A 25177-nucleotide genomic window follows, 5' to 3' on the forward strand; every position below is an offset into this window, starting at 1 on the left:
CCTTCCGGGGGCCTTTCGGAGCCTGGCTCAGCGGACCGGGTGGCCCGCCTCCCGCAGCGCGCCCTTGACCTCGGAGATCCGCAGATCGCCGAAGTGGAAGACCGAGGCCGCGAGCACCGCGTCCGCGCCCGCCTCGATCGCCGGCGGGAAGTCGGACAGCTTGCCCGCTCCCCCGCTCGCGATCACCGGCACGGTCACGTGCTTGCGCACGGCCGCGATCATCTCGGTGTCGTAGCCGTCCTTCGTGCCGTCCGCGTCCATCGAGTTGAGCAGGATCTCGCCCGCGCCCAGCTCGGCGGCCCGGTGCGCCCACTCGACGGCGTCGATGCCGGTGCCCTTGCGGCCGCCGTGCGTCGTCACCTCGAACGACCCGGAGGCCGTACGCCGGGCGTCCACGGAGAGCACGAGCACCTGACGGCCGAAGCGCTCCGCGATCTCGCGGATCAGCTCGGGCCGGGCGATGGCGGCCGTGTTCACGCCCACCTTGTCGGCACCGGCGCGCAGCAGCTTGTCGACGTCCTCCGCCGCGCGCACCCCGCCGCCCACGGTCAGCGGGATGAAGACCTGCTCGGCGGTGCGGCGCACCACGTCGTAGGTCGTCTCGCGGTTGCCGGAGGAGGCGGTGATGTCGAGGAAGGTCAGCTCGTCGGCGCCCTCGGCGTCGTACAGCTTCGCCATCTCGACGGGGTCGCCGGCGTCGCGCAGGTTCTGGAAGTTGACGCCCTTCACGACCCGGCCGTTGTCCACGTCCAGGCAGGGGATCACTCGTACGGCGAGGCTCATTCCGCACCACTCCTGAACGCCTCGACCTCGACCTCGACGACCAGGCTCGGGTCGACGAAGCCGGACACGATGATCATCGAAGCAGCCGGGCGGACCGCGTCGAACAGCTCCTTGTGGGCACGGCCGACCTCGTCCACGTCCCGCGCGTGGGTGATGTACATCCGGGTCCGGACGACGTCCTCCGGGCCTAGGCCGAGCTTCTTGAGCGCGTCGAAGGCCACGTTGAAGGAGTTGATCGCCTGCTCGTACGGGCCTCCGCCGGCGATCTGGCCGCCGACCACCGACGTGCAGCCGGAGACGAGGACCAGGCCGTTCGGCAGCTCCACCGCGCGGGAGTAGCCGAACTGCTCCTCCCAGGGTGCGCCGGTGACGACCTTCTTCACGCCGTCGGTCATACGGAAGCCACCGCCTCCAGCGCCTCCTCCAGGGTGAACGCCTTGGCGTACAGCGCCTTGCCGACGATCGCGCCCTCGACGCCCAGCGGGACGAGCCCGGACAGGGCCCGCAGGTCGTCCAGGGACGACACGCCGCCGGAGGCGACGACGGGCTTGTCGGTGGCGGCGCAGACGTTCTTCAGGAGCTCCAGGTTCGGACCCTGGAGCGTGCCGTCCTTGGCGATGTCGGTGACGACGTAGCGGGCGCAGCCCTCGGAGTCGAGGCGGGCGAGCGTCTCGTACAGGTCGCCGCCGTCGCGGGTCCAGCCACGGCCGCGCAGCGTGGTGCCGCGCACGTCGAGGCCGACGGCGATCTTGTCGCCGTGCTCGGCGATGACCTTGGCGACCCACTCGGGGGTCTCCAGGGCGGCGGTGCCCAGGTTGACGCGGGTGCAGCCGGTGGCGAGGGCGGCGGCGAGCGAGGCGTCGTCGCGGATGCCGCCGGAGAGCTCGACCTTGATGTCCATGGCCTTGGCCACCTCGGCGATCAGCTCACGGTTGTCGCCGGTGCCGAAGGCGGCGTCGAGGTCCACCAGGTGCAGCCACTCGGCGCCGGAGCGCTGCCAGGCGAGCGCGGCCTCCAGCGGGGAGCCGTAGGAGGTCTCCGTACCGGACTCTCCGTGCACGAGGCGGACGGCCTGGCCGTCGCGGACATCGACGGCGGGGAGGAGTTCGAGCACGCTGTTAGAAGACACAGTCACAGGGTTCCGATCCAGTTGGTGAGCAGCTGTGCTCCGGCGTCGCCGGACTTCTCGGGGTGGAACTGGGTCGCCCACAGGGCGCCGTTCTCGACGGCCGCGACGAACGGCTCGCCGTGGGTGGCCCAGGTGACCTTGGGGGCACGCATGTTGGGGTTGCCGACCTCCAGGCTCCACTCCCGCACTCCGTAGGAGTGCACGAAGTAGAACCGGGCATCGGCGTCGAGCCCCGCGAACAGCTCGCTGCCCTCGGGCGCCTCGACGGTGTTCCAGCCCATGTGGGGCACGACCGGGGCCTTCAGCGGCTCGACCGTGCCGGGCCACTCGTCGAGGCCCTCGGTCTCCACGCCGTGCTCGATGCCCCGGGCGAAGAGGATCTGCATACCGACACAGATGCCCATGACGGGGCGGCCGCCGGAGAGCCGGCGGTCGATGATCCACTCGCCGCGGGCCTCCTTGAGGCCCTGCATGCAGGCGGAGAAGGCGCCGACGCCGGGGACGAGGAGCCCGTCGGCGTTCATGGCCTTGTCGTAGTCACGGGTGATCTCGACCTCGGCGCCGACATGGGCGAGCGCACGCTCGGCGGAGCGGACGTTGCCGAAGCCGTAGTCGAAGACGACGACCTTCTTGGGGGTGCTCGTGGTGCTCATGCCGCTTATTCCCAGATTCCCTGAATCCGCAGGACGCCCGCGACCAGGCACATCACGGAGGCGATGGCGAGGAGGGCGATCACGCCCTTGGGCAGGTTCTGCTTGGAGAACGAGTACACGCCGCCGGCGAGGAAGAGACCGACGACGATGAGGATGGTGGAGAGGCCGGTCATGGAGTTAGAGCGCGCCCTTCGTGGAAGGCAGGATGCCGGCGGCGCGCGGGTCACGCTCGGAGGCGTAGCGCAGCGCCCGGGCCAGCGCCTTGAACTGGCACTCCACGATGTGGTGGGCGTTGCGCCCGTACGGCACGTGGATGTGGAGCGCTATCTGCGCCTGCGCGACGAAGGACTCGAAGATGTGCCGGGTCATGGTCGTGTCGTAGGAGCCGATCATCGGCGCCATGTTCTCGGGCTCGGTGTGCACCAGGTACGGGCGGCCGGAGAGGTCGACGGTGACCTGGGCGAGCGACTCGTCCAGCGGGACCGTGCAGTTGCCGAAGCGGTAGATGCCGACCTTGTCGCCGAGCGCCTGCTTGAAGGCGGCGCCGAGGGCGAGGGCGGTGTCCTCGATCGTGTGGTGCGAGTCGATGTGCAGGTCGCCGTCGGTCTTGACGGTGAGGTCGAAGAGCCCGTGACGGCCGAGCTGGTCGAGCATGTGGTCGTAGAAACCGACGCCGGTGGCGACATCGACCTTGCCGGTGCCGTCGAGGTCGATCTCGACGACGACGGACGTCTCCTTGGTGGTGCGCTCGACTCTGCCAACGCGGCTCATGAGCTCTGCTCCTTCTTCAGTGCGCGAACCGCATCGAGGAACGCGTCATTCTCTTCGGGGGTGCCGGCGGTGACCCGCAGCCAGCCCGGTACGCCGTTGTCCCTGACCAGGACACCCCGGTCGAGGATCTTCCGCCAGGCCTCGTGGGAGCCCTCGGCTCCGTCGAAGTGGCCGAACTGGACGAAGTTGGCGTCGGACTCGGTGACCTCGTAGCCGATCGCCCGCAACTCGGTGACCAGGCGGTCCCGCTCGGTCTTGAGCTGTTCGACGTACCCGAGGAGCGTATCGGTGTGCTCCAGGGCTGCGAGGGCGGTGGCCTGGGTGACGGCGGAGAGGTGGTACGGCAGCCGTACGAGCTGCACGGCGTCGACCACGGCCGGGTGCGCGGCGAGGTAGCCCAGGCGCAGACCGGCCGCGCCGAAGGCCTTGGACATGGTGCGGGAGACGACCAGGTTCGGCCGGCCCTCGATCAGCGGCAGGAGGGAGTCCCGGTGGCTGAACTCGACGTACGCCTCGTCGACGACGACGAGCGAGGGCTTGGCGGCCAGGGCGGCCTCGTACAGCGCGAGGACCGTCTCCGCCCCCACCGCCGTGCCGGTGGGATTGTTGGGCGAGGTGATGAAGACGACGTCGGGCCGGTTCTCGGCGATCGCCTTCTCGGCCGCCTCGACGTCGATGGTGAAGTCGTCGTTGCGCGGCCCCGAGATCCAGCCGGTGCCGGTGCCGCGCGCGATGAGCGCGTGCATCGAGTACGACGGTTCGAAGCCGATGGCCGTACGGCCGGGCCCGCCGAAGGTCTGCAGCAGCTGCTGGAGGACCTCGTTGGAGCCGTTGGCGGCCCAGACGTTCTCGACGGCGACGGGGTGCTTTCCGGTACGGGTCAGGTAGCGGGCGAGCTCGGTGCGCAGCTCGATCGCGTCCCGGTCGGGGTAGCGGTTGAGGCCGCGGGCGGCCTCGGCGACCCGCTCCGCGATCCGGGCCACGAGGGGCTCGGGCAGCGGGTACGGGTTCTCGTTGGTGTTGAGCTGCACGGGGACGTCGAGCTGGGGCGCGCCGTAGGGGGACTTCCCCTTCAGCTCGTCACGGATCGGAAGGTCGTCGATCCGGATGGTGTCGTTCGAGGTCACTTGCTTTCTGGCACCTTCCAACCGAACCGGGCCTTGAGCGCGGCACCGTGCGCGGGCAGGTCCTCGGCCTCGGCGAGGGTGACCACGTGGTGGGTGACCTCGGCGAGGGCGTCCCGGGTGTAGTCCACGATGTGGACGCCGCGCAGGAAGGACTGCACGGACAGGCCCGAGGAGTGGCAGGCGCACCCGCCAGTGGGCAGCACGTGGTTGGAGCCGGCGCAGTAGTCGCCGAGGGAGACCGGCGCCCACGGGCCGATGAAGATCGCGCCCGCGTTGCGGACCCGCTCGGCGCGGGCGGCGGCGTCGGCGGTCTGGATCTCCAGGTGCTCGGCGCCGTACGCGTCGACGACCTTGAGGCCGTCCTCCAGGTCGCTGACGAGGACGATCGCGGACTGCTTTCCGGCCAGCGCCGGGACGACCCGGTCGTCGATGTGCTTGGTGGCGGCGACCTGGGTCTTCAGCTCGGCCTCGGTGGCCTCGGCCAACTCCTCGGAGTCGGTGACGAGGACGGCGGCGGCCATCGGGTCGTGCTCGGCCTGGCTGATGAGGTCGGCGGCGACGTGGACCGGGTCGGCGGTGGAGTCCGCGAGGATCGCGATCTCCGTCGGCCCCGCCTCGGCGTCGATGCCGATGCGGCCGGTGAAGTACCGCTTGGCCGCGGCGACCCAGATGTTGCCGGGTCCGGTGACCATGTTGGCGGGGGCGCAGGACTCGGTGCCGTACGCGAACATCGCGACGGCCTGGGCGCCTCCGGCGGCGTACACCTCGTCGACGCCGAGCAGCGCGCACGCGGCGAGGATCGTGGGGTGCGGCAGCCCGCCGAACTCCTTCTGCGGCGGGGACGCGAGCGCGACGGACTCGACGCCCGCCTCCTGCGCCGGGACGGCGTTCATGATCACGGAGGAGGGGTAGACGGAGCGGCCGCCGGGCGCGTAGAGGCCGACGCGCTGGACGGGGATCCACTTCTCGGTGACCGTGCCGCCGGGCACGACCTGGGTGGTGTGCGTCGTACGGCGCTGGGCGCGGTGGACGATCCTGGCCCGCCGGATGGACTCCTCGAGGGCCGCGCGGACGGCCGGGTCGAGCTGCTCCAGGGCCTCGGCGAGCGCCTCGGCCGGCACGCGCACGTGCGTGAGCTCCACACCGTCGAATTTCTCGGCGTACTCGACCAGCGCCGCGTCGCCCCGATGATGGACGTCCTCGCAGATGGGCCGCACCTTCTCCAGGGCGGCTTCCACGTCGAACTCGGCACGGGGCAGCAGGTCGCGCAGTGCGCCACCCTCGGGGAGGGCGTCGCCGCGCAGGTCGATACGAGAGATCACGGGTCAATTCTCTCAGACGCCCCACAAGGGCCGGACGTCTGTATCACTGGCTGATACGAGCCACAGTGGCGTCTTGTCGCCACAGCTGACCGTTAGCGTTCAGTCCGTCACTCAGCGGGAAGAACGGCTGTACGAATCCAGGGAAGCGGATTCGTGGAAAGCGAGGGGGCGGCAGTGACCGAGCCGCACGAGGACGGAATGCCGGACGGTCTGACGGGCCCGGAGCGGGCCATGTGGCGGGCCTTCCGGATCGGCAGGAGCTGTGATCTGAGCGAGGGGGACGCGGCGCGGGACGACCCCTTCGGGGCCGAGTCGTGGGGCGAGCAGCGCAGTGTGCGCGCCGAGGTGGTGGCGCTGCTGCTGCTCGACGGCCCGCAGGCGCGCTCCGGGCGGGTCGCGGCTCTGAAGCTGCGGGGGGTGCGGATCACCGGCGTGCTCAATCTGGCCGGCGGGACGATCGACCCGTACGTGGAGTGGAACCGCTGCCGTTTCGACCAGGAGATCGTGCTGCCGGAGGCGCGGTTCGGCACGGTGCGGATGGTGGAGTGCGCGATACCCCGGCTGGAGGCGGCGCGGCTGCACACGGAGGGCGATCTGCATCTGCCCCGGTGCCAGGTGCAGCGGGGAATCCGGCTGACGGACGCGCAGATAGGCACCGACCTGCTGATCAACCAGATCCGGGTGTGGCCGGACCGGCGCGGCCGGGCGATCACGGCGGACGGTCTGGTGGTGGCGCAGGACCTCCAGGCGGAGCTGATCGAGACGTACGGCGAGCTGAGCCTGCGCGGGGCGAAGGTCGGCGTGTCGCTGAGCCTGCGGGGCAGCGTGCTGCGCGGCGCGCAGCAGCGGCGCGCGCTGAACGCGCCGCAGCTGACGGTGGAGCGCTCGCTCTATCTGAACGCGGCGTGGGTGTACGAGGGCTCGGGGAACTCGACGGCCACTCCGCCGTACGGCGTGGGATACACCCCGGTGCGCGGGGCCCGGCGCAAGCCCGTGGAGTGCCATGGCGGGGTGCGGCTCGACGACGGGCGGTTCGGCGACGCGGTGGACCTGCACTACGCGCGGTTCGTGCTGAACGGGGCGAGCCGCGAGGAGGTGTCGCTGCGCCGGATCGCCACCCCGGAGCTGCGGTTCAACGGTGAGCGCCCGGAGGAGGGACGGGTGGTGCTCAACGGCGCCCGTGTGGTGACGCTGATCGACCTGTCCACGAGCTGGCCGGGCCCTGGCGGGCTGTCGATGAACGGCTTCGTCTACGAGAACCTCGTGCCGTACGGACACTTCCCGCTGACGCGCCGCCTGGAGTGGGTGGCCGCGGCGACTCCGGAGTACGCCCCGGAGCCGTACGAACGGCTGGCGACGGTGCTGCGCAACAGCGGGGAGGACGCGGACGCCCGGGTGGTGCTGCTCGCCAAGCAGCGCCGGCGCCGGGAGACGCTGCCGGTGGCCGGGAAGCTCTGGGGGTACCTCCAGGACTGGACGGTGGCGTACGGCTACCGGCCGGGCCGCGCGGCGCTGTGGATGGCGGTGCTGTGGGCGGCGGGGGCCTGGGCGTTCTCGCGCTACGACCCGCAGCCGCTGAAGGCGGAGGAGTCGCCGAACTGGAGCGCCACGCTGTACGCGCTGGATCTGCTGCTGCCGGTGATCAATCTCGGCCAGGACGGCTACTGGCGGCTCGAGGGGCTGTGGCAGTGGGTCGCGACGGCGCTCATCCTGCTCGGCTGGGTGCTGGCGACGACGGTGGCGGCGGGAGCGTCGAGGCTCTTGAGGCGGGGGTGACGGGTGGGGCGTGAGGGGCGGATTGTGCCGACTCCCACCCCTTTCTTTACGCTGTCTTGACCTCCCGCAGGACAACTTTCCCGCCGCTACCAAAGCTTCACAGTCCCCCACTGGCGCCGCCCCTACCTGCGGTTTTTGAATGGTCCGCACGATGTCTCTCCTCCGCGCCCTGATCGGCACCGCCCGTATGGTCCGGCTTGCACCGCGGCTCGACGCCGCCCTGCCGCCGGACGACGACGTGCTGCTCGACGCGCCGGACGACAGGCTCGCCCCGGCCCTGGTGGCGGCCGCGCTCGCCGACCCCGAGCCCGCGGCGAAGCTGCTCGCGACGACCCGGGACGGCGCCGAGTGGGAGAAGCGGGACCGGTACGTGGCGCGGCTGGCGACCTTCGCGTACAGCCGTGACGGGTGGCTGGCCCACTGGCTTGCCGTCTCGCCCCGCGACCCGGACGCGCTGCTCGTCAAGGCGGAGCTCGCGGTGCGCAGGGCCTGGGAGTCGCCGGCCCGTTCCGAGCGGCTGCGCGAGCTCGGACCGCTGATCGACGCGGCCGCCGAGGCCTCTCCGCGCGATCCGGTGCCGTGGCGGCTCGCCCTGGACCACGCGCGGGGCACCCATGCCGGGCACACGGCCTTCGAGTCGCTGTGGGAGCAGGCCGTGCGCCGCTCCCCGCACCACTACGGCTGTCACGTCGCCGCGCTGCGGTATCTCTCGGCCCAGTGGTACGGCTCGCACCACGAGTGCTTCGACTTCGCGGAGCAGGCTGCCGAGGACGCGCCGCCCGGCTCGCTGGCCCGGGCTCTCCCGGTCAACGCCGCGTTCGCCCAGCTCCTCGCCGACCCGGCCCCCTTCCAGGGCCACCGGATCGACGCGGCGGCGGACCGGGGCATCGCGGTGTCGGCGGAGCTCCCCGAGGGCGACCCGTGGGCCGCGGAGGTCCGCAACCTGCTGGTGTACGTGCTGGTCAGGCGGGGGCGCTGGGCGGACGCGCTGGAGGAGTTCCGGAAGATCGGCCCGTACGCGACGACGTTTCCGTGGGGGCTCGTCGAGGACGATCCGCTCGCCGCTTTCCTGGAGACGAGGGACCTCGTGCGGGCCGAAGCGGGCGGCGCGGCGCCGCAGCGCGGAACCCGAGCGGGACGGGCCTGACGGGGCGCGCCCGGCGGCCATTACTCTTGACCGCTGTGACCACCGCTCGCCTGCCCCTCTTCCCGCTCAACGCGGTGCTGTTCCCGGGCCTCGTGCTGCCCCTGAACGTCTTCGAGGAGCGGTATCGCGCCATGATGCGCGAGCTGCTCAAGACCGACGAGTCGGAGCCGCGCCGCTTCGCCGTCGTCGCGATCCGTGACGGCCGTGAGGTCGCGCCGACGGCGCCGGGGATGCCGGACCAGACGGCGCTGCCGGAGAAGGGGCCCGGAGCGGGCTTCGGCCCGGACCCGATCCAGGCGTTCCACCGGGTGGGCTGCATCGCCGACGCGGCGACCATCCGGGAGCGGTCGAACGGCAGCTTCGAGGTGATGGCGACGGGGACGACCCGGGTGAAGCTGCTGTCCGTGGACGCGACGGGGCCGTACCTGGTGGCCGAGATCGAGGAGATCCCGGAGGAGCAGGGCGACGAGGCGGGCACGCTCGCGGAGGGCGTGCTGCGGGCGTTCCGGAGCTACCAGAAGCGGCTGGCGGGGGCGCGGGAGCGGTCGCTGACGACGAGTGACCTCCCGGACGATCCTTCGGTGGTGTCGTACCTGGTCGCGGCGGCGGCGGTACTCGACACGCCGGCGAAGCAGCGGCTGCTGCAGGCGCCGGACACGGCGACGCGGCTGCGGGAGGAACTGACGCTGCTCCGGTCGGAGACGGCGGTGCTGCGGCATCTGCCGTCACTCCCGGCGGTGGAGCTGACGCGGGCGCCGACGAGCCCGAACTGACGGAGGAGCGCGGTGGCGAAGAAGCAGAAGAAGCAGGCGGGCGGCACGCCGGCGACGGTGGCACTGACCGCGGCGGGGACTCCGTACACCCTCCACTCCTACGACCACGACCCGGCGTCGCCGTCGTACGGCGAGGAGGCGGCGGAGGCGCTCGGGGTGTCGCCGGACCGGGTCTTCAAGACGCTGGTCGCGGACGTCGACGGCGAACTGACGGTCGCGGTCGTCCCGGTCGCGGGCCAGCTGGACCTGAAGGCCCTGGCCTCGGCGGTCGGCGGCAAGCGCGCGTCGATGGCGGACCCGGCGCTGGCGGAACGCACGACGGGCTACGTCCGCGGCGGGATCTCCCCCCTGGGCCAGCGCAAACGCCTGCGCACGGTCCTGGACGCGTCGGCGTCGACGCACACCACGATCTGTATCTCGGCGGGCCGCCGAGGCCTGGAGGTCGAACTGACCCCCGAAGCCCTCACCACCCTCACGGCCGCCCTCCTGGCCCCCATCGGCCGCGCGTAGCCCCCGGCCCAGCACGAAGGCCGCGGCGCGGCAAAGCCGCCGCCCGGGGTTCCAGGACCCCGACGCGGTGCAGCCCGCCAGCGGCGCGAAGCCACCGCCCGGGGCCCCCGGTGCGGTGCAGCCCACTAGCGGCGCGAAGCCGCCTCGGGGGGGGTTCGGGGGCGCAGTCCCCGGTCTCGTCAGAGTTTCGGGGAGGGGCGGGGTGGGGGAAATCACCGCCCCACCACCCGCCGCCGCACACGGCGAGAAGCCACTGGCTGAACGCGCTCGGGCCACCGCGACGCGGAGCCGCCACCCGGGGGCGCAGCCCCTCGCGGCGCGAAGCCGCCGGGGGGGGTTCGGGGGCGGAGCCCCTCGCGGCGCGAAGCCGCCACCCGGGGGTTCGGGGGCTAGGGGGCGGAGCCCCAGGTGTAGTGCAGCCCGCTCGCGGCGCGAGCCGCCGGGGCTTCGGGCGCGGAGCCCCCGACGCGGTGCAGCCCCTCGCGGCGCGAAGCCGCTGCCCGGGGGTTCCGGGGCCCCCGACGCGGTGCAGCCCCTCGCGGCGCGAAGCCGCCGCCCGGGGGTTCCGGGGCCCCGGTGCGGTGCAGCCGCTCGCGGCGCGAAGCCGCCGCCGGGGGCTGGGGGGCGGAGCCCCAGGTGTGGTGCAGCCCGCTCGCGGCGCGAAGCCGCCGCCGGGGTTCGGGGGCGGAGCCCCCGGTCTCGTCATAGTTTCGGGGAGGGGTGGGGTGGGGGAAGACAACGCCCCGCCACCCGCAGAGGCGCCGACTCCCCGGCCACCACCCCCGCAAAACCCCTTACGCCTTGTCGCCCGCGTCCCCCTCCGGGGGCCATTCCAGTTCCGTGTCCCTCGGGCCGAAGAGGGCCGTCAGGGACAGGTGGACGATCATCGCCGCGAGCGGCCACGCCAGCAGCGCCCCCGCCCACATCTCCAGCTTCAGCGGCGCGTCGAACTGCACCCCCGCCCCGACCTCCCGCGCGTGCGCCACCACGTCGTGCGTCGGCCCCAGGAACGTCCCCACGCCCCACCCGAGCAGCGACCCGAGCACACCGCCCGCCGCCAGCGCGAGCACAAGACCCACGCCGCCGTGCCGGTGGAACAGGAAGACGAGCGCCGCCGCGACCGCCCCGAACCCGAGCGCCAGCAGGACGAACGTGCCGTCCGCCCCGACCGCCGACTCCCCCTCGCTGTTCCGCAGGAACACCGCCTTGCCGTCCGAGATCAGCGGAACCCTCGGCGCCAGCCACAGCCACAGCAGCCCCAGCGCCACCCCGGCGACCGTGGAGACCGCGGCCACCACCGCGGCCTGCCGGAGCTCCGTGGCCACGCTCGGGGCACCGTCGCCCGGCGGCATCGGCGGATAGGGCGAGGGCCATCCGTCCGGCGGCACGGCATCGTTCGGCGGCTGGTGAGGCGGTGTCAGAGGTGCGGTCACCCCGCCATCGTGCCAGGTACGGGAACGACCCGCCTCAGCGGACCGCCGCCCGCCGGTACGCCCACGTCGCCACCGCGAGCGACGCCACCCCGACCGCCCCGCACACCGCGAGGTCGAGCCCGACCACCGCCCAGTCCGGGTGCGCGTCGAACGTGCGGGCCAGCGCCTCCACCCCGTACGTCGACGGCAGCAGGTCCCGCGCCCAGCCGACCGGCCCGGGCAGCCGGTCCGCCGGCAGCACGCCGAGCAGCAGCGCGGCCGACATGCCCAGCTGCCCGAGCAGCGTCGCGAGTTCCGGGCGCGGCGCGAGCAGCCCGAGCGCCGCCCCGAGACCGGCCAGCGCGGCCCCCGCCAGCGGCACGACCGCCGCGAGGATCCACAGATGGCCGAGCGGCAGCCCGAAGAGCAGCGACCCGATGACCGCCGTCACCACGGTCCCCGGCACCGTGAAGGACGCGTACGCCCCCGCCGCCCCGAGCACGACCGCGGCCGGCGGCACCGGCAGCGTGGCGTAGTGGTCGAGGCCGCCGGTCGCCCGCAGCTGCCCGAAGTACTGGGCGAGCAGATTGAGCGCGACGAACGCGACCACGAGCACCGACGAGCCCGCCACGACGGCCCGCGCCTCCGACCCTCCGTCGACGACACCGCGCATCAGGACCATGATCCCGACGGACTGGAACGTCGCCACGAAGAGCAGCGGTATACGGGAGACCCGGGCGCGCGAGAGCTGCGCGCGGTACACGGCGGCGAGGGCCGGCAGCAGCCGGGCGCGCGGCGCCAGTGGTGCGGCGGCGTCCCCGTTCCCGGCGGACGCGCCGACGGCACAGGCCGAGACGTCCTCGGCGGACGCCGACCCCGACGTCGCCGCCGACCCCGACGTCGCCGCCGACCCCGACGCGGCCTGGGCGGGCACGATACTCACTCCGTACAGCTCCTCAAGCCTTGACCAACCCCTGCGTCTCGCCGCCCAGCGCCAGATACACGTCCTCCAGGCTCGGCGTCGCCAGTGTGAAGTCGTCCAGAGCCGCGAACGCCGCCCCGCCCGTGACCGCCGCCACCGTCGCCCGCGCCTCGTCCGGGGCGAGCCGGAGCGTCCAGCGCCGGCCCGACTCCTGGGCGAGTCCACGCAGCGCGGCGACCTCGGGCACCTCCAGCGGGGCGCGCTCGCGCCACACCAGATCGACCCGGACCTCGCCCGCGACGCGTTCCTTGAGCCCGGCCGGCGTGTCGCACGCGATGACCCGGCCCCGCTCCAGGACGGCGACCCGGTCCAGTACGGTCTCGGCCTCGATCACGTTGTGGGTGACGAGCAGCACGGTGGTGCCGTGCTCGGCGCGCCGGCGGTCGACCGCGGACCAGACGGCCCGCCGGGCGATCGGGTCCATGCCGGTGGTGGGTTCGTCGAGCACCAGGACCGGCCGTTCGCCCACCAGCGCGGTCGCGACGCAGGCGAGCCGCCGCTGTCCGCCGGAGAGCTTCCTCAGCGGCCGGCCGGCGAGCTCGGTGAGGCCCAGCTCCTCCAGGACGGCGTCCTTGGCGGCGCGCGCGTCCCGTGCGGTCAGCCCGCGCAGCCGCCCGGTGGTCTCGGCGGCGAGAGCGACCGTCAGTTCGTCGAGCGCGGTCGACTCCTGCCCGAGGTAGCCGAGCAGGCGCGCGGCGCGTTCCGGGTGGCGTACGAGATCGTGGCCGAGCAGTTCGACCGTTCCGGAGTCGGGGCGCATCAGCCCGGTCAGCTGGCGGACCAGCGTGGACTTCCCGGCGCCGTTGGGCCCGAGCAGACCGAAGATCTCGCCGCCGTGGACATCGAGGCTGATGCCGTCGGTGGCGCGGATCTCGGGGGTCGCCGGGGTCCCCCGGCGAGCGCGCGCGGCGGGGTACGTCTTGACCAGATCCCGCACCACGCACACCGTACTCACGAGGGATGAGCCTACGGGGTCCGTCGGCCTACTCCCCCGCGGGGGCGCGTTCCGCGGCGGCCCGGACGTCGATCTCGCGCCAGAAGCCCGCCCGGATCGCGTACCGGTCGTGCTCGTCGATCTGGTCGTCCTTGTGGGCGAGCAGGCCGAACCTGGCCGCGTACCGGAGCAGTTCGCCGTCGATGCGGTGCGGGATCCTCGGGTACATCACGGACAGCTTCTGGACGTGGCTCTGCTCGGGGAGCCGCTCCATCCAGCGACGGGCGAACACCTGGCCGACCTCGAAAGGGTCGCCGCCGACGGTGGTGATGTCCTCCTCGCGGTCGGCCCAGCGCTGCTCGGCGCTGGTGAGCTGGGCGAGGGTGGGCAGCGAGGCGGTCTCGGGCGGCTCGCCGAGCGCGCCGCCGGGTCGCTCGATCCAGCCCTTGTCGGAGGACCAGCGCAGCGTGGCGTTGGTGGCCGGCGGAGCGGCCGGGCCGCCGGGCGCGCGCAGTCCGGCGAGGTCCTTGGGCGTGGGGACGCCCCGCCCCCCGGCGGGTGCGGGCACGGCGGACGCCGGTCCGTCCCCGTCGGTCGGAGGGGCTGAGTCGGCGGGGGCCGACGCCCCGTTGTGTACGGAGGCGGCTTCCGCGGCCGCCGCCTCGGCGGCCCGCTCGGCGGAGGCCGCGAGGGCCGACTCGGGCAGCGGGGCGGAGAGGATGGCGGCGATCTCGGGGCGCGGGGCGGGCGGGGGCGCGCAGAGGCCGCTGAGGTCCTTGGCGCGGACGGCCCGGGTGATCCAGGCCCGGTCGAGGACGCGGCGTTCGTCGGCCTCGGCGACGAGGTCCTCGGACTGGTTGTAGTCGCCGTCGGCGGCCTGGACGGCCCAGAGGTGGACGGCGACGCCGTGCTCCTTGGCGGACATCAGGCCGGGCAGCAGATCGCCGTCGCCGGTCACGAGGACCACGTCGGAGCAGGCCCGGTTCCTCGCCAGCTCGGTGAGCTCGGCGTGCATCGCGGCGTCGACGCCCTTCTGGGCCCAGCGGCCGTCGCTGCGGGTCAGGGCCCCCAGCCGGACGGTGACCCGGGGCATCACCCGCAGCCTGCGGTGCTCGGGCTGGGGCACTCGGTCGGGCGCGCCGTCGAACCAGTAGATACGGAGCAGAGGCTGTTCGGTGTCCGCCTCGGCCCGTTCGCGGAGCCCCTGGATGAGGGCGGCGTGATCGACGGTGATCCGGGAGCGGGCCGGTTCCCCGGCGAGGAGGCTCGCGGCGGCGCCCAGCAGATAGCCGGCGTCCACCAGAACGACGCAGCGGTCCACGTGTTCCACCCTCTTTCGGGAACCTCGGGATCGGAAGTTGCTTCGGATTTCCTTCGAGTCTGCCCGAACGTGGGGAGGTTGACGGTCGGAACTGGATCATCGGCGTGGCGAATGTCACTCCGCGGTCGACCGGGACCCCGCTCACTGACGGTAATGATCCAAAATGCGGCGTTTAACCCCATGTGTGAGGCTGGCAGCGGCCCTGGCCCCGAGATCCCATTGAGGAGGCATCACCATGGCCAAGAATCGAAAGCAGAACCGCAGTCCGCAGCAGTCGCAGGCCGAGCGCGGCGCCCAGCAGGCGCAGCAGTCGTCGATGGAGTCCCAGGCCGAGCAGCGTGCCTCGCAGGTGACCCCCGGCGACATGGCTCGCAAGGGCCGGCAGAAGCGCTTCGGTCACAACTGACCGCGCAGAACCCCGGAAGGGGCGCACCCGTGACGACGGGCGCGCCCCTTCCGCGCGTGGGCCTTCCGGAGGCCGCGTGACGCCCCGGCTCTCCGCGCGGGGCAGGACGCCCCAGCTCTCCGCGCGGGGCCGGCCGTCACCCCGCCAGGCAGGACGGGCCGAGCAGCACCTTCAGGTCGCCGAAGAGCGCGGGATCGGGCTGGACCCGGTGCCGGTCGAGCCGCAGGACGGTCGTCTTGCGCGGGCCCTGGAGCTTGATCCGTACCTCGGTGTTGCCCTTGTGGTGGCCGAGGATCTCGCCCAGCCGGCTCACCATCGGCGGGGTGACCTTCACGGTCGGGATGGTCAGGATGACGGGCGCGTTGGTCCCGGCGTTCGACAGGTCGGGGACCATCAGCTCCATGGCGACCAGCCGGGGCACGTCCTCGCGCTTGTCCAGGCGGCCCTTGACGAAGACGACCGTGTCCTCGACGAGCTGTGTGGACACCAGCTGGTACGTGGCGGGGAAGAACATGCACTCGATGGAGCCGGCCAGGTCCTCGACGGTGGCGATGGCCCAGGCGTTGCCCTGCTTGGTCATCTTGCGCTGGAGGCCGGAGATGATGCCGCCGATGGTGACGACGGCGCCGTCGGAGTGCTCGCCGCCGGTCAGCTGGGAGATCGCCGCGTCCGTCTTGTCGGAGAGGACGTGCTCGATACCGAAGAGCGGGTGGTCGGAGACGTAGAGGCCGAGCATCTCGCGCTCCTGGGCGAGCAGGTAGGACTTCTCCCACTCGACGTCGGAGAACTCCACGTCCAGACCGAATCCGGGCTCGTCGCTCGCCTCGTCGCCCATGCCGCCGAAGAGGTCGAACTGCCCCTCGGCCTCCTTGCGCTTGACCGCGACCACGTTGTCGATCATCGGTTCGTGGTGGGCGACCAGGCTCTTGCGGGTGTGGCCCATCTCGTCGAAGGCGCCGGCCTTGATCAGCGACTCGATGGTCCGCTTGTTGCAGACGACCGCCTCGACCTTGTCCAGGAAGTCGGGGAACGTGGAGTACTTCCCCTTCGCCTTGCGCGACTTGATGATCGACTCGACGACGTTGGTGCCGACGTTACGGACGGCGGAGAGACCGAAGAGGATCACGTCGTCGCCCTGGGCGGCGAAGTTCGACTCGGACTCGTTGACGTTCGGCGGCAGGACCTTGATGCCCATGCGGCGGCACTCGTTCAGGTAGACCGCGGACTTGTCCTTGTCGTCCTTGACCGAGGTCAGCAGACCGGCCATGTATTCGGCCGGGTAGTTGGCCTTGAGGTACGCCGTCCAGTAGGAGACCAGGCCGTACGCGGCGGAGTGCGCCTTGTTGAAGGCGTAGCCGGCGAAGGGGACCAGGACGTCCCACAGGGCCTGGATGGCCTCGTCGCTGTAGCCCTTCTCCCGGGCGCCCTTCTGGAAGAGGACGAAGTTCTTCGCCAGCTCCTCGGGCTTCTTCTTGCCCATCACGCGGCGGAGGATGTCGGCCTCGCCGAGGGAGTACCCGGCGATGATCTGAGCGGCCTTCTGCACCTGCTCCTGGTAGACGATCAGGCCGTAGGTGACCGCGAGCACCTCTTCGAGCGGCTTCTCCAGCTCGGGGTGGATCGGGGTGATCTCCTGCTGCTTGTTCTTGCGCAGGGCGTAGTTCGTGTGCGAGTTCATGCCCATCGGGCCCGGCCGGTACAGGGCGGACACGGCGGAGATGTCTTCGAAGTTGTCGGGCTTCATCAGCCGCAGCAGCGAGCGCATGGGGCCGCCGTCGAACTGGAACACGCCGAGGGTGTCGCCGCGCTGGAGCAGTTCGAAGGTCTTCGGGTCGTCCAGCGGCAGGGAGAGGAGGTCGAGGTCGAGCCCCTTGTTGGCCTTCACCATCTTGACGGCGTCGTCCATGATGGTCAGGTTCCGCAGGCCCAGGAAGTCCATCTTCAGCAGGCCGAGCGACTCGCACTGGGGGTAGTCCCACTGCGTGATCGTCACGCCGTCCGTGTGCCGCACCCAGATCGGGGCGTGGTCGACGATCGGCTCGCTGGACATGATCACGCCGGCCGCGTGCACACCCATCTGCCGGACGAGGCCCTCCACGCCCTTGGCGGTGTCGATGACCTTCTTCACGTCCGGCTCGTTCTCGTACATCGCCCGGATCTCGCCCGCCTCGCTGTAGCGCGGGTGCGAGGGGTCGGTGATGCCGTTGAGGTCGATGCCCTTACCGAGGACGTCGGCGGGCATCGCCTTGGTGAGCCGGTCACCCATGGCGTACGGGTAGCCGAGGACACGGGCCGAGTCCTTGATGGCGTTCTTCGCCTTGATCTTGCCGTACGTGCCGATCATGGCGACCTTGTCGGAGCCGTACTTCTCCGTCACGTACCGGATCACCTCGACGCGCCGGCGCTCGTCGAAGTCGATGTCGACATCGGGCATCGAGACGCGCTCGGGGTTGAGGAAGCGCTCGAAGATCAGTCCGTGCGGGATCGGGTCGAGGTCGGTGATGCCCATGGCGTACGCGACGATCGAGCCGGCCGCGGAGCCACGGCCGGGGCCGACGGCGATGCCCTGCTTCTTCGCCCACATGATGAAGTCGGCGACGACGAGGAAGTAGCCGGGGAAGCCCATCGAGATGATGGTGTCCATCTCGTACTCGACCTGCTTCATGCGGTCGTCCGGGATGCCGTCCGGGAAGCGGCGGTGCATGCCGCGCATGGTCTCCTCGCGGAACCAGGAGACCTCGGTGTAGCCCTCGGGGATGTCGAACTTCGGCATGAGGTTCTTCTCGACGAACATGCCGTCGGTGCTGACCTGCTCGGCGACGAGCAGCGTGTTGCGGCAGCCCTCCTGCCAGGCGTCCGAGGAGTCGACGGCGTACATCTCGTCCGTCGACTTCAGGTAGTAGCCGGTGCCGTCGAACTTGAAGCGGTCCGGGTCGGAGAGGTTCTTGCCGGTCTGGATGCACAGCAGCGCGTCGTGGGCGGCGGCCTCGTGCGCGTACGTGTAGTGCGAGTCGTTGGTGACCAGCGGCGGGATGCCGAGCTTCTTGCCGATCTCCAGGAGTCCGTCGCGGACGCGGCGCTCGATCTCGATGCCGTGGTCCATCAGCTCCAGGAAGTACCGGTCCTTGCCGAAGATGTCCTGGTACTCGGAGGCGGACTTCAGGGCCTCGTCGAACTGGCCGAGGCGCAGCCGGGTCTGCAGCTCGCCGGAGGGGCAGCCGGTGGAGGCGATGAGCCCCTCGGACCACTGGGAGATGGTCTCCTTGTCCATCCGGGGCCACTTCTGGAGCCAGCCCTCGGCGTACGCGTCGGAGGAGAGGCGGAAGAGGTTGTGCAGTCCGGTCGCGTTCGCCGCCCAGATCGTCTTGTGGGTGTAACCACCCGAACCGGAGACGTCGTCCCGCTTCTGGTGCGGCTGGCCCCACTGGATCTTCCGCTTGTTCCGCCGGGACTCGGGGGCGACGTACGCCTCGATGCCGATGATCGGCGTCACACCGGCCTTCTTGGCCGAGTGGAAGAAGTCGTACGCCCCGTGGAGGTTGCCGTGGTCGGACATGGCGATATGGGTCATGCCCATCTCGTTGCACGCGTTGAACATGTCCTTGAGCCGCGCGGCACCGTCCAGCAGCGAGTACTGGGTGTGTACGTGAAGGTGCGTGAAGGGCGGCTTGGTCACGGCGGAAGGCCTCCGGAAACGGCGGGAAACAGGCTGCGGACAGTCTGGGGGGACAGCGTGGAAGTCTACTTCTCCGGACTGACATCGGAGGGATACTGCGGGGCGCAAGCCCCTCGATGAGGGGTGGCGGCCGGGTGCCGGGCGGGCGGGCACTCGGGGGTACCGTCGCGCGTTGAGAGACACGGAACGCCTGTCCCAATTGTCATGAACAGTCTTGCACCAGGAGGCACTCTCGATGTCGGTCCCGCAGCCCACCGCCACCGCGCGCGGTGAGCAGATACTCGCCGTCTTCGACACCGCCTTCGGTGAGCTCCTCGCCGCCGATCCCGCAGCCTTCCGCGTGAAGTTCCGCAAGATGGCCGGGTCCGCCTTCGCGTTCTACCGGGGCACGGCGTGCCTGTTCTACAGCGACCTGGAGCAGGAGCACGCCGGGCGGGTGGGCGGGAACATGCCCAGCGGTCCGTATCTGGACGAGCGGACCGGCCGGGTGTGGATCCACGGCGATCTGCACGCGGAGAACTTCGGCACGTACATGGACGCCAACGGCCGGCTGATCTTCAACGTCAACGACTTCGACGAGGCGTACGTCGGCCCCTTCACCTGGGACCTGAAGCGGCTCTCCGCCTCGCTCGCCCTGATCGGCTACACGAAGGCGCTCAGTGACGAGCAGATCACGGAGCTGGTACGGATCTACGCCGCCGCCTACCGCGAGCGGATCCACGCCCTGGCCACCGGCGCCAAGAACGACGACGTGCCGCCCTTCACCCTGGACACCGCCGAGGGCCCCCTCCTGGACGCCCTGCGCGTCGCCCGCTCGCTGACCCGCTTCGGGCTCCTGGACTCGATGACGGAGATCCGTGAGTTCGAACGCCGGTTCTCCTCCGGCGGCGGCTCCATCGAGCTGGACGCGGCGACCCGCTACAAGGTGCTCGCGGCCTTCGACGGCTATCTGGAGACCCTGCCGGAGTCCTCGCTCGCGCGCCCCGACTCGTACCGGGTCAAGGACGTCGTGGGGCGGCGCGGCATCGGCATCGGCTCGGCCGGCCTCCCGTCGTACAACATCCTCCTGGAGGGCAACAGCGACGCCCTGGAGAACGACGTCGTGATCTACATGAAGCAGGCGCAGACGCCCGCGGTGTCGCGCCATGTGACGGACGCGGCGGTGCGGGGGTACTTCCAGCACGAGGGCCACCGCACGGTCATCTCCCAGCGGGCCCTGCAGGCGCACGCGGACCCGTGGCTGGGCTGGACGGAGCTGGACGGCTCCGGGCAGCTGGTCGCGGAGGTCTCGCCGTACGCGGTGGACCTGGACTGGTCGGACATCGACGACCCGGCGGAGATCGCGGCGACCGTGGCCGACCTGGGGCGGGCGACGGCGACGATGCACGCGGCGGCCGACGACTCCAGCGGGCACTCCCTGGTGCCGTTCTCGACGGAGCGGGCCATCGACGCGGCGATCGCGGCCGACGAGGAGGGCTTCGCGGACCTGCTGGTGGACTTCGCGCACAGCTACGGGGCACGCGCGCGTGCGGACCACCAGATCTTCGTGGACCTGTTCCGCAACGGCCGGATCCCGGGCCTCTAGGCCGGTTCCCGGCCGGCCGAGGCCTCTCACAGCTCGCCCTTAAGGGCCTCTTACAGGATGGCGTGGCAGACTTCCTCCGCTATGGACATATCAGGGAAGCGGCTCAGAGGGCTGCGGGCGGCGCTCTTCACGGCACTGGTCGTGACGCTGTCCGCCGGCTCGCACGTGCTGCTGTCCCAGGTGCCGCTGCCGCTGCTGACCGTGGGGCTGCTCTCGGCCGGCGTCTTCGCCGTCGCGTACGCCCTGGCCGGCCGGGAGCGCCGCTTCTGGCCGATAGCCGGGCTGCTCGTCCCGCTGGAGCTGGCGGCCGACACGGTCTTCACCGCCGGCCAGACGGTCTGTTACGGCCCCTCCGGCGGCCCGGTCGCCGGTTCGCTGCGCTCGGTGGGCGTGGACGTGCTCTGCGGCGGCGCCTTCGGCAGCCCGCTGCCGGGCGTCGCCGCTCCCGAGAGCGGCACCGCGGCCGCCCTGCTGAGCTCTCCCGCCCCGGCCCTGCCGTGGCTGCTGCTCGCCGCCCATGTGTCGGTCGGGCTGTTCGCGGCGGCCTGGCTGCGGCACGGCGAGCGGGCGCTCGCCCGGCTGCTCTCCGCGGTGGCCGCCTTCGCGTTCCGCCCCCTGATGCTGGTCGTCGCGCTCTTCGGCACCCCGCGCACGGCTCATGGGCGCGGCGGGCGCCCCCTGGACCGGCCGCGCCGGTCCCGTCGTACCCGCCTTCTCGTGCACTCCGTCGGACGGCGGGGACCGCCGCGCCCGGGCTTCGTACTCGCCTGAGCCTCGCAGTCCCCGCCCTTCCGCCCCCACGGGCCTTCCGCCCCACGGGCTTTCGACTTTCACGGAGATCACGACCATGAGCGCACGCAACAGCCACGCCAACAAGGCGGCCGCCCGCGAGCGGCTGCGCGTCGAGCGCGAACGCCAGGCCAAGAAGGAGAAGGTCCGCCGCCAGGTGACCGTCGCGGTGTCGGCCGTCGCCGTCCTGGCGGTCGCCGGCGGTGTCGGCTACGCCGTCGTCCAGGCCAACAAGCCGTCCCACTGGGAGTCGGTGGCCAAGGAGGCGAGCGTCACCGCGCCCAAGAACACCGAGGGCACGAACGGTACGACGGTCGTCGTCGGCAAGGCGTCCGCCAAGAAGACCCTGGAGATCTACGAGGACTCGCGCTGCCCGGTGTGCGCGCAGTTCGAGCAGCAGGTGGGCGCCACCGTCGACAAGGACGTGGAGGCCGGCAAGTACAAGCTCAAGTACGTCGGCGCCACCTTCATCGACAACTCCGACCAGGGCGAGGGCTCGAAGAACGCCCTGTCTGCGCTGGGCGCGGCGCTGGACGTGAGCCCCGAGGCGTTCATGAAGTACAAGGCGGCGCTGTACTCCACGCAGTTCCACCCGGAGGAGAGCCAGGACAAGTTCGCCAAGGACTCCTACCTCCTGGAGGTCGCGGACGCGGTCCCGGCGCTGAAGGGGAACGCGGAGTTCAAGAAGAATGTGGAGAACGGCACCTTCGACGCCTGGGCGATGAAGATGTCCGCCGCCTTCGACGCCAGCGGGGTCACCGGCACGCCGACCCTCAAGATGGACGGCAAGGCGCTGACGGTCGAGGGCAGCAAGAACCCGCCGCTGACGGTCGAGGAGTTCAACGCGGCGCTCACCCCGGCGCTCAAGGGCTGACATCGGGCGCCGGCCGGTTCGACGGCCGACGGTACGGGTCCGCGGGAGTTCGCTCCCGCGGGCCCGCCCCTTTGTCCGCACGATCCGGAGACACCCGGACGATCCCGAGACGCCCGGAGGATCCCGAGGTGTCCGACGGATGCCGACCGCGGGGCGACGAGTGCGCGAACTTTCCGGATTTCGTCTGCCTGTTCGGCATACTGATCAGTAATCTGACTGCCCGTGACCAGTCGACACATATCTTCCGAGCCCACCCGCCGCACCGTCGTGAAGGCCGCCGCCGTCACGGCCGTCGCCACCCCGGTCCTGGTGGGCGCCGCCTCCCCCGCGCTCGCGGGCTCCGAGGCACCCGCCTTCCTGCACGGTGTCGCCTCCGGCGACCCGCTGCCCGACGGCGTCCTGCTCTGGACGCGCGTCACCCCCACCTCCGACGCCACGCCCGGTTCGGGCAGAGGCCCAGCCGTCACGGTCGGCTGGGAGGTGGCCGAGGACCGGGACTTCGCCCGGACCGTCGCCCGCGGCACCCTGACCGCGACGGCCGCCTCGGACCACACGGTGAAGGTGGACGTCCGGGGCCTGCGCCCCGCGACCGCCCACTGGTTCCGCTTCACGGCGGGCGACACCGTCTCCCCCGTGGGCCGTACCCGCACCACTCCGGCGGCCGACGCCGCCACCCCCGGCGTCCGCTTCGGCGTGGTCTCCTGCGCCAACTGGGAGGCCGGCCACTTCTCCGCGTACCGCCATCTCGCGGCCCGCGCGGACCTGGACGCCATCCTCCATCTCGGCGACTACATCTACGAGTACGCGGCCGGCTCCTACCCGGACGCGGCCTACTCCGTACGGCAGCACGAGCCGAAGCACGAGATCGTCTCGCTCGCCGACTACCGCCTCCGGCACGCCACCTACAAGACGGACGCCGACCTTCAGGCGCTGCACGCCGCCCACCCCGTGATCGCGATCTGGGACGACCACGAGGTCGCCAACGACGCCTGGTCGGGCGGCGCGGAGAACCACACGCCGGGCGCCGAGGGCGAGTGGGCGGCCCGGGTCGCGGCCGCGAAGCAGGCGTACTTCGAGTGGATGCCGGTCCGCGCCTCGACCGAGGGCACGGTCTACCGGCGGCTGCGCTTCGGCAAGCTGGCCGATCTGCACCTGCTCGACCTGCGGTCGTTCCGCTCACAGCAGGCCAAGATCGGCAGCGGCACCGTCGACGACCCGGAGCGTACGATCACCGGCCGCGCTCAGCTCGACTGGCTGAAGTCGGGGCTCGCGAGCTCGGACGCCACCTGGAAGCTGGTCGGCACGTCGGTGATGATCTCGCCGGTCGCCTTCGGCTCACTGCCGGCCCAACTCCTCGGCCCGCTCGCCGAACTGCTCGGCCTGCCGAAGGAGGGGCTCGCGATCAACGTCGACCAGTGGGACGGCTACACGGACGACCGCAAGGAGCTGCTCGCGCACCTGACGCAGCGCTCCGTCCGGAACACCGTCTTCCTGACCGGTGACATCCACATGGCCTGGGCCACGGACGTGCCGGTGAAGGCGGCGACGTACCCGCTGTCGCAGTCGGCGGCGACCGAGTTCGTGGTGACCTCGGTGACCTCGGACAACATCGACGACCTGCTCCATGTGGCGCCGGGCACCCTCTCCGTGGTGGCGGCAGGGGCGATCAAGGCCGCCAACCGCCATGTGAAGTGGGTGGACATGGACAACCACGGCTACGGCGTCCTGGACGTCACCGCCGAGCACTCGCAGATGGACTACTACACGGTCTCCGACAAGACGAAGCAGGACGCGACGACCGCCTGGGCGCGTTCGTACCGGACGAAGAACGGAACGCAGCGCGTCGAGCGCGTGTACCAGCCGGTGCGATGAGATGACTGCATGGTCGATTTTCGGCCATGATCTCTTCTGTTAACGGGAGATCACGTCACTACGGCGGGTGGCGAGTTCGGGCGATCGAATCCGGACACACCACCCGCCTCCGTCACCTGGCTCGTTACGTCCACGTCTCAAACTCCGGAACCGACGAAAGTTCTTCTCCCCGATAACCCGGTTTGCCCCACGAATGATTGGGCTTGATCAATGCTCAACAACGTCTGACATGGACCCGTAATCTCCCCGCGGTGGCGAGGAACTACCTCTCCACAAACCCCCCGCGAGGAGTCACCTGTGCGTGCTCTTGTTCGTATATCGCCGCGTATGTCACGTCGTCTGCTCGGCACCGCGGTCATGGCCGGAACTCTGGCCCTGGCTCCCCTCTCCGCCCCGTCGGCCGCCCCGGCCGCCACCACGTCCGCCGCCGGCGTCTCCGCCGAGGAGTGCGTGGACGGTACGGAGTCCCTCTCCGGCGCCCGCAAGGCCCGCGGCGCCGACCACCACGGCCACGAGCCCAACGAGATCTCCGCCGCCCAGGCCAAGGCCATGGACGCCGACCTGAAGAAGAGACTGGAGTCGGTCCGCGCGAGCGGCATGAACTCCACCGCCGCCGTGGTGAACATCCCCGTCTACTTCCACGTCATCCACAGCGGCACCACGGGCAAGCTGAGCGCCACCGCCATCAACAACCAGATGGCGGTCCTCAACGCGGCCTACGGCGGCCAGGGCACCGGCAACGTGAACACCAACTTCCAGTTCACGCTCGCCTCGACCGACTACACGGACAACGCCACCTGGTACAACCTGGCGTCCGGCTCCACGGCCGAGAAGCAGATGAAGCAGACGCTGCGCAAGGGCGGCGCCGGCGCGCTGAACTTCTACACGGCCAAGCTCAGCGGCGGTCTGCTCGGCTGGGCGACCTTCCCGTCCTCGTACAACTCCAGCCCGTCCATGGACGGTGTGGTCGTCCTCGACTCCTCGCTGCCGGGCGGCTCCGCGGCCAACTACAACGAGGGTGACACCGCGACCCACGAGGTCGGCCACTGGCTGGGGCTGTACCACACGTTCCAGGGCGGCTGCAACGGCAACGGCGACTCGGTGAGCGACACCCCGGCCGAGAAGAGCCCGGCGTACGAGTGCCCGACCGGCCGTGACAGCTGCGCGTCCAAGACCGGTGTGGACCCGATCCACAACTTCATGGACTACACGTACGACGCGTGCATGTACCAGTTCACCGCGGGCCAGGTCACGCGGATGAACAGCATGTGGACGGCGTACCGCGCCGGCTGACGCACCGCAGGAAGGAAGGGTGCGGCGGGAGAGCCCCCGCCG

The 25177-nt window shown here is 71.3% G+C and carries 23 protein-coding genes; 10 read left to right on the forward strand and 13 right to left on the reverse strand.

The features are described from left to right. Positions 1 to 27 precede the first annotated feature (27 nt). The 8 genes from hisF to hisD are packed head-to-tail and all read right to left on the reverse strand — an operon-like array spanning position 28 to position 5785. The gene (gene hisF, locus ACFY8U_RS22090; protein WP_361593098.1) at positions 28 to 783 is read right to left on the reverse strand and encodes an imidazole glycerol phosphate synthase subunit HisF; all 756 of its coding nucleotides are present in this window, start codon (positions 781 to 783) and stop codon (positions 28 to 30) included. Then, positions 780 to 1178 (reverse strand): RidA family protein, encoded by a 399-nt coding sequence (locus ACFY8U_RS22095; protein ID WP_389572684.1) that lies wholly within the window; start codon positions 1176 to 1178, stop codon positions 780 to 782. Before ACFY8U_RS22095 ends, hisF begins: the two co-directional genes overlap by 4 nt. Next, on the reverse strand, positions 1175 to 1912 hold the full coding sequence (priA, locus tag ACFY8U_RS22100; protein WP_361593104.1) for a bifunctional 1-(5-phosphoribosyl)-5-((5-phosphoribosylamino)methylideneamino)imidazole-4-carboxamide isomerase/phosphoribosylanthranilate isomerase PriA: 738 nt from the start codon (positions 1910 to 1912) through the stop codon (positions 1175 to 1177). The genes ACFY8U_RS22095 and priA overlap by 4 nt, the downstream gene beginning before the upstream one ends. Before the next feature lie 2 nt (positions 1913 to 1914). Beyond that, positions 1915 to 2565 carry an imidazole glycerol phosphate synthase subunit HisH gene (gene hisH / locus ACFY8U_RS22105; protein ID WP_361593107.1) on the reverse strand — a complete coding sequence of 217 codons (651 nt, stop codon included), beginning with the start codon at positions 2563 to 2565 and terminating at the stop codon, positions 1915 to 1917. 5 nt (positions 2566 to 2570) lie between these two features. Next, entirely contained in the window at positions 2571 to 2738 is a 168-nt protein-coding gene (locus tag ACFY8U_RS22110; RefSeq protein ID WP_361432973.1) for a hypothetical protein, read from the reverse strand. 4 nt (positions 2739 to 2742) lie between these two features. Then, positions 2743 to 3336, reverse strand: coding sequence for an imidazoleglycerol-phosphate dehydratase HisB (hisB, locus tag ACFY8U_RS22115; RefSeq protein WP_158986436.1), 594 nt, complete (start codon positions 3334 to 3336; stop codon positions 2743 to 2745). Continuing rightward, positions 3333 to 4463 carry a histidinol-phosphate transaminase gene (locus ACFY8U_RS22120; protein ID WP_389572686.1) on the reverse strand — a complete coding sequence of 377 codons (1131 nt, stop codon included), beginning with the start codon at positions 4461 to 4463 and terminating at the stop codon, positions 3333 to 3335. The genes hisB and ACFY8U_RS22120 overlap by 4 nt, the downstream gene beginning before the upstream one ends. Beyond that, entirely contained in the window at positions 4460 to 5785 is a 1326-nt protein-coding gene (gene hisD, locus ACFY8U_RS22125; protein ID WP_361593110.1) for a histidinol dehydrogenase, read from the reverse strand. The genes ACFY8U_RS22120 and hisD overlap by 4 nt, the downstream gene beginning before the upstream one ends. 174 nt (positions 5786 to 5959) lie before the next feature. On the opposite strand from hisD, the gene ACFY8U_RS22130 reads away from it, so the two are divergent. From ACFY8U_RS22130 to ybaK, 4 genes are all read left to right on the forward strand, one after another. Further along, positions 5960 to 7561: an oxidoreductase gene (locus ACFY8U_RS22130; protein ID WP_389572688.1), complete on the forward strand. Its 1602-nt coding sequence runs from the start codon at positions 5960 to 5962 to the stop codon at positions 7559 to 7561. Between the two features lie 139 nt (positions 7562 to 7700). After that, positions 7701 to 8708, forward strand: a complete 1008-nt coding sequence (locus ACFY8U_RS22135) for a hypothetical protein (RefSeq protein ID WP_389572690.1) — start codon at positions 7701 to 7703, stop codon at positions 8706 to 8708. A gap of 35 nt (positions 8709 to 8743) precedes the next feature. Next, on the forward strand, positions 8744 to 9481 hold the full coding sequence (locus ACFY8U_RS22140) for an LON peptidase substrate-binding domain-containing protein (RefSeq protein WP_361642362.1): 738 nt from the start codon (positions 8744 to 8746) through the stop codon (positions 9479 to 9481). A 12-nt stretch (positions 9482 to 9493) separates the two neighbouring features. Further along, entirely contained in the window at positions 9494 to 9991 is a 498-nt protein-coding gene (gene ybaK / locus ACFY8U_RS22145; protein ID WP_389572693.1) for a Cys-tRNA(Pro) deacylase, read from the forward strand. Between the two features lie 794 nt (positions 9992 to 10785). Here ybaK and ACFY8U_RS22150 read toward each other — a convergent pair. The 4 genes from ACFY8U_RS22150 to ACFY8U_RS22165 form a co-directional block, all read right to left on the reverse strand. After that, entirely contained in the window at positions 10786 to 11316 is a 531-nt protein-coding gene (locus tag ACFY8U_RS22150) for an ABC transporter permease (RefSeq protein WP_389572695.1), read from the reverse strand. A gap of 142 nt (positions 11317 to 11458) precedes the next feature. After that, on the reverse strand, positions 11459 to 12205 hold the full coding sequence (locus ACFY8U_RS22155) for an ABC transporter permease (RefSeq protein ID WP_361433542.1): 747 nt from the start codon (positions 12203 to 12205) through the stop codon (positions 11459 to 11461). A 154-nt stretch (positions 12206 to 12359) separates the two neighbouring features. Continuing rightward, a complete protein-coding gene (locus ACFY8U_RS22160; RefSeq protein ID WP_389573270.1) occupies positions 12360 to 13331 on the reverse strand; it encodes an ABC transporter ATP-binding protein in 972 nt (323 codons plus the stop codon). Between the two features lie 37 nt (positions 13332 to 13368). Then, the gene (locus tag ACFY8U_RS22165; RefSeq protein WP_389572698.1) at positions 13369 to 14649 is read right to left on the reverse strand and encodes an NYN domain-containing protein; all 1281 of its coding nucleotides are present in this window, start codon (positions 14647 to 14649) and stop codon (positions 13369 to 13371) included. 226 nt (positions 14650 to 14875) lie between these two features. Here ACFY8U_RS22165 and ACFY8U_RS22170 point away from each other — a divergent pair, with 226 nt between their 5' ends. Continuing rightward, positions 14876 to 15046 (forward strand): hypothetical protein, encoded by a 171-nt coding sequence (locus tag ACFY8U_RS22170; protein ID WP_361432994.1) that lies wholly within the window; start codon positions 14876 to 14878, stop codon positions 15044 to 15046. 136 nt (positions 15047 to 15182) lie between these two features. On the opposite strand, the gene dnaE is transcribed toward ACFY8U_RS22170, so the two are convergent. Continuing rightward, complete coding sequence (gene dnaE / locus ACFY8U_RS22175) at positions 15183 to 18722, reverse strand: DNA polymerase III subunit alpha (RefSeq protein WP_389572701.1); 3540 nt, start codon at positions 18720 to 18722, stop codon at positions 15183 to 15185. A 235-nt stretch (positions 18723 to 18957) separates the two neighbouring features. Here dnaE and ACFY8U_RS22180 point away from each other — a divergent pair, with 235 nt between their 5' ends. The 5 genes from ACFY8U_RS22180 (at position 18958) to ACFY8U_RS22200 (ending at position 25135) form a co-directional block, all read left to right on the forward strand. After that, on the forward strand, positions 18958 to 20307 hold the full coding sequence (locus ACFY8U_RS22180) for a DUF2252 domain-containing protein (RefSeq protein WP_389572703.1): 1350 nt from the start codon (positions 18958 to 18960) through the stop codon (positions 20305 to 20307). An 81-nt stretch (positions 20308 to 20388) separates the two neighbouring features. Next, the gene (locus ACFY8U_RS22185; protein WP_389572705.1) at positions 20389 to 21078 is read left to right on the forward strand and encodes a hypothetical protein; all 690 of its coding nucleotides are present in this window, start codon (positions 20389 to 20391) and stop codon (positions 21076 to 21078) included. A gap of 76 nt (positions 21079 to 21154) precedes the next feature. Continuing rightward, on the forward strand, positions 21155 to 21970 hold the full coding sequence (locus tag ACFY8U_RS22190) for a thioredoxin domain-containing protein (RefSeq protein ID WP_389572708.1): 816 nt from the start codon (positions 21155 to 21157) through the stop codon (positions 21968 to 21970). A gap of 222 nt (positions 21971 to 22192) precedes the next feature. Beyond that, positions 22193 to 23842 (forward strand): alkaline phosphatase D family protein, encoded by a 1650-nt coding sequence (locus tag ACFY8U_RS22195; protein ID WP_389572710.1) that lies wholly within the window; start codon positions 22193 to 22195, stop codon positions 23840 to 23842. A gap of 327 nt (positions 23843 to 24169) precedes the next feature. Then, entirely contained in the window at positions 24170 to 25135 is a 966-nt protein-coding gene (locus tag ACFY8U_RS22200; RefSeq protein WP_361593143.1) for a zinc metalloprotease, read from the forward strand. The last annotated feature ends 42 nt before the right edge of the window (positions 25136 to 25177 follow it).

The sequence above is a fragment of the Streptomyces sp. NPDC012508 genome, from assembly GCF_042902595.1.
GTDB lineage: Bacteria > Actinomycetota > Actinomycetes > Streptomycetales > Streptomycetaceae > Streptomyces.

What these genes read in the sequence shown, in the direction of transcription:
- ACFY8U_RS22190 (WP_389572708.1), top strand. Translation starts at nt 21,155, where the DNA reads ATGAGCGCACGCAACAGCCACGCCAACAAGGCGGCCGCCCGCGAGCGG.
- ACFY8U_RS22180 (WP_389572703.1), top strand. Translation starts at nt 18,958, where the DNA reads ATGTCGGTCCCGCAGCCCACCGCCACCGCGCGCGGTGAGCAGATACTC.
- ACFY8U_RS22110 (WP_361432973.1), bottom strand. Translation starts at nt 2,738, where the DNA reads ATGACCGGCCTCTCCACCATCCTCATCGTCGTCGGTCTCTTCCTCGCC.
- ACFY8U_RS22095 (WP_389572684.1), bottom strand. Translation starts at nt 1,178, where the DNA reads ATGACCGACGGCGTGAAGAAGGTCGTCACCGGCGCACCCTGGGAGGAG.
- ACFY8U_RS22200 (WP_361593143.1), top strand. Translation starts at nt 24,170, where the DNA reads ATGTCACGTCGTCTGCTCGGCACCGCGGTCATGGCCGGAACTCTGGCC.
- ACFY8U_RS22185 (WP_389572705.1), top strand. Translation starts at nt 20,389, where the DNA reads ATGGACATATCAGGGAAGCGGCTCAGAGGGCTGCGGGCGGCGCTCTTC.
- ACFY8U_RS22135 (WP_389572690.1), top strand. Translation starts at nt 7,701, where the DNA reads ATGGTCCGCACGATGTCTCTCCTCCGCGCCCTGATCGGCACCGCCCGT.
- hisH (WP_361593107.1), bottom strand. Translation starts at nt 2,565, where the DNA reads ATGAGCACCACGAGCACCCCCAAGAAGGTCGTCGTCTTCGACTACGGC.
- hisF (WP_361593098.1), bottom strand. Translation starts at nt 783, where the DNA reads ATGAGCCTCGCCGTACGAGTGATCCCCTGCCTGGACGTGGACAACGGC.
- ACFY8U_RS22170 (WP_361432994.1), top strand. Translation starts at nt 14,876, where the DNA reads ATGGCCAAGAATCGAAAGCAGAACCGCAGTCCGCAGCAGTCGCAGGCC.
- hisB (WP_158986436.1), bottom strand. Translation starts at nt 3,336, where the DNA reads ATGAGCCGCGTTGGCAGAGTCGAGCGCACCACCAAGGAGACGTCCGTC.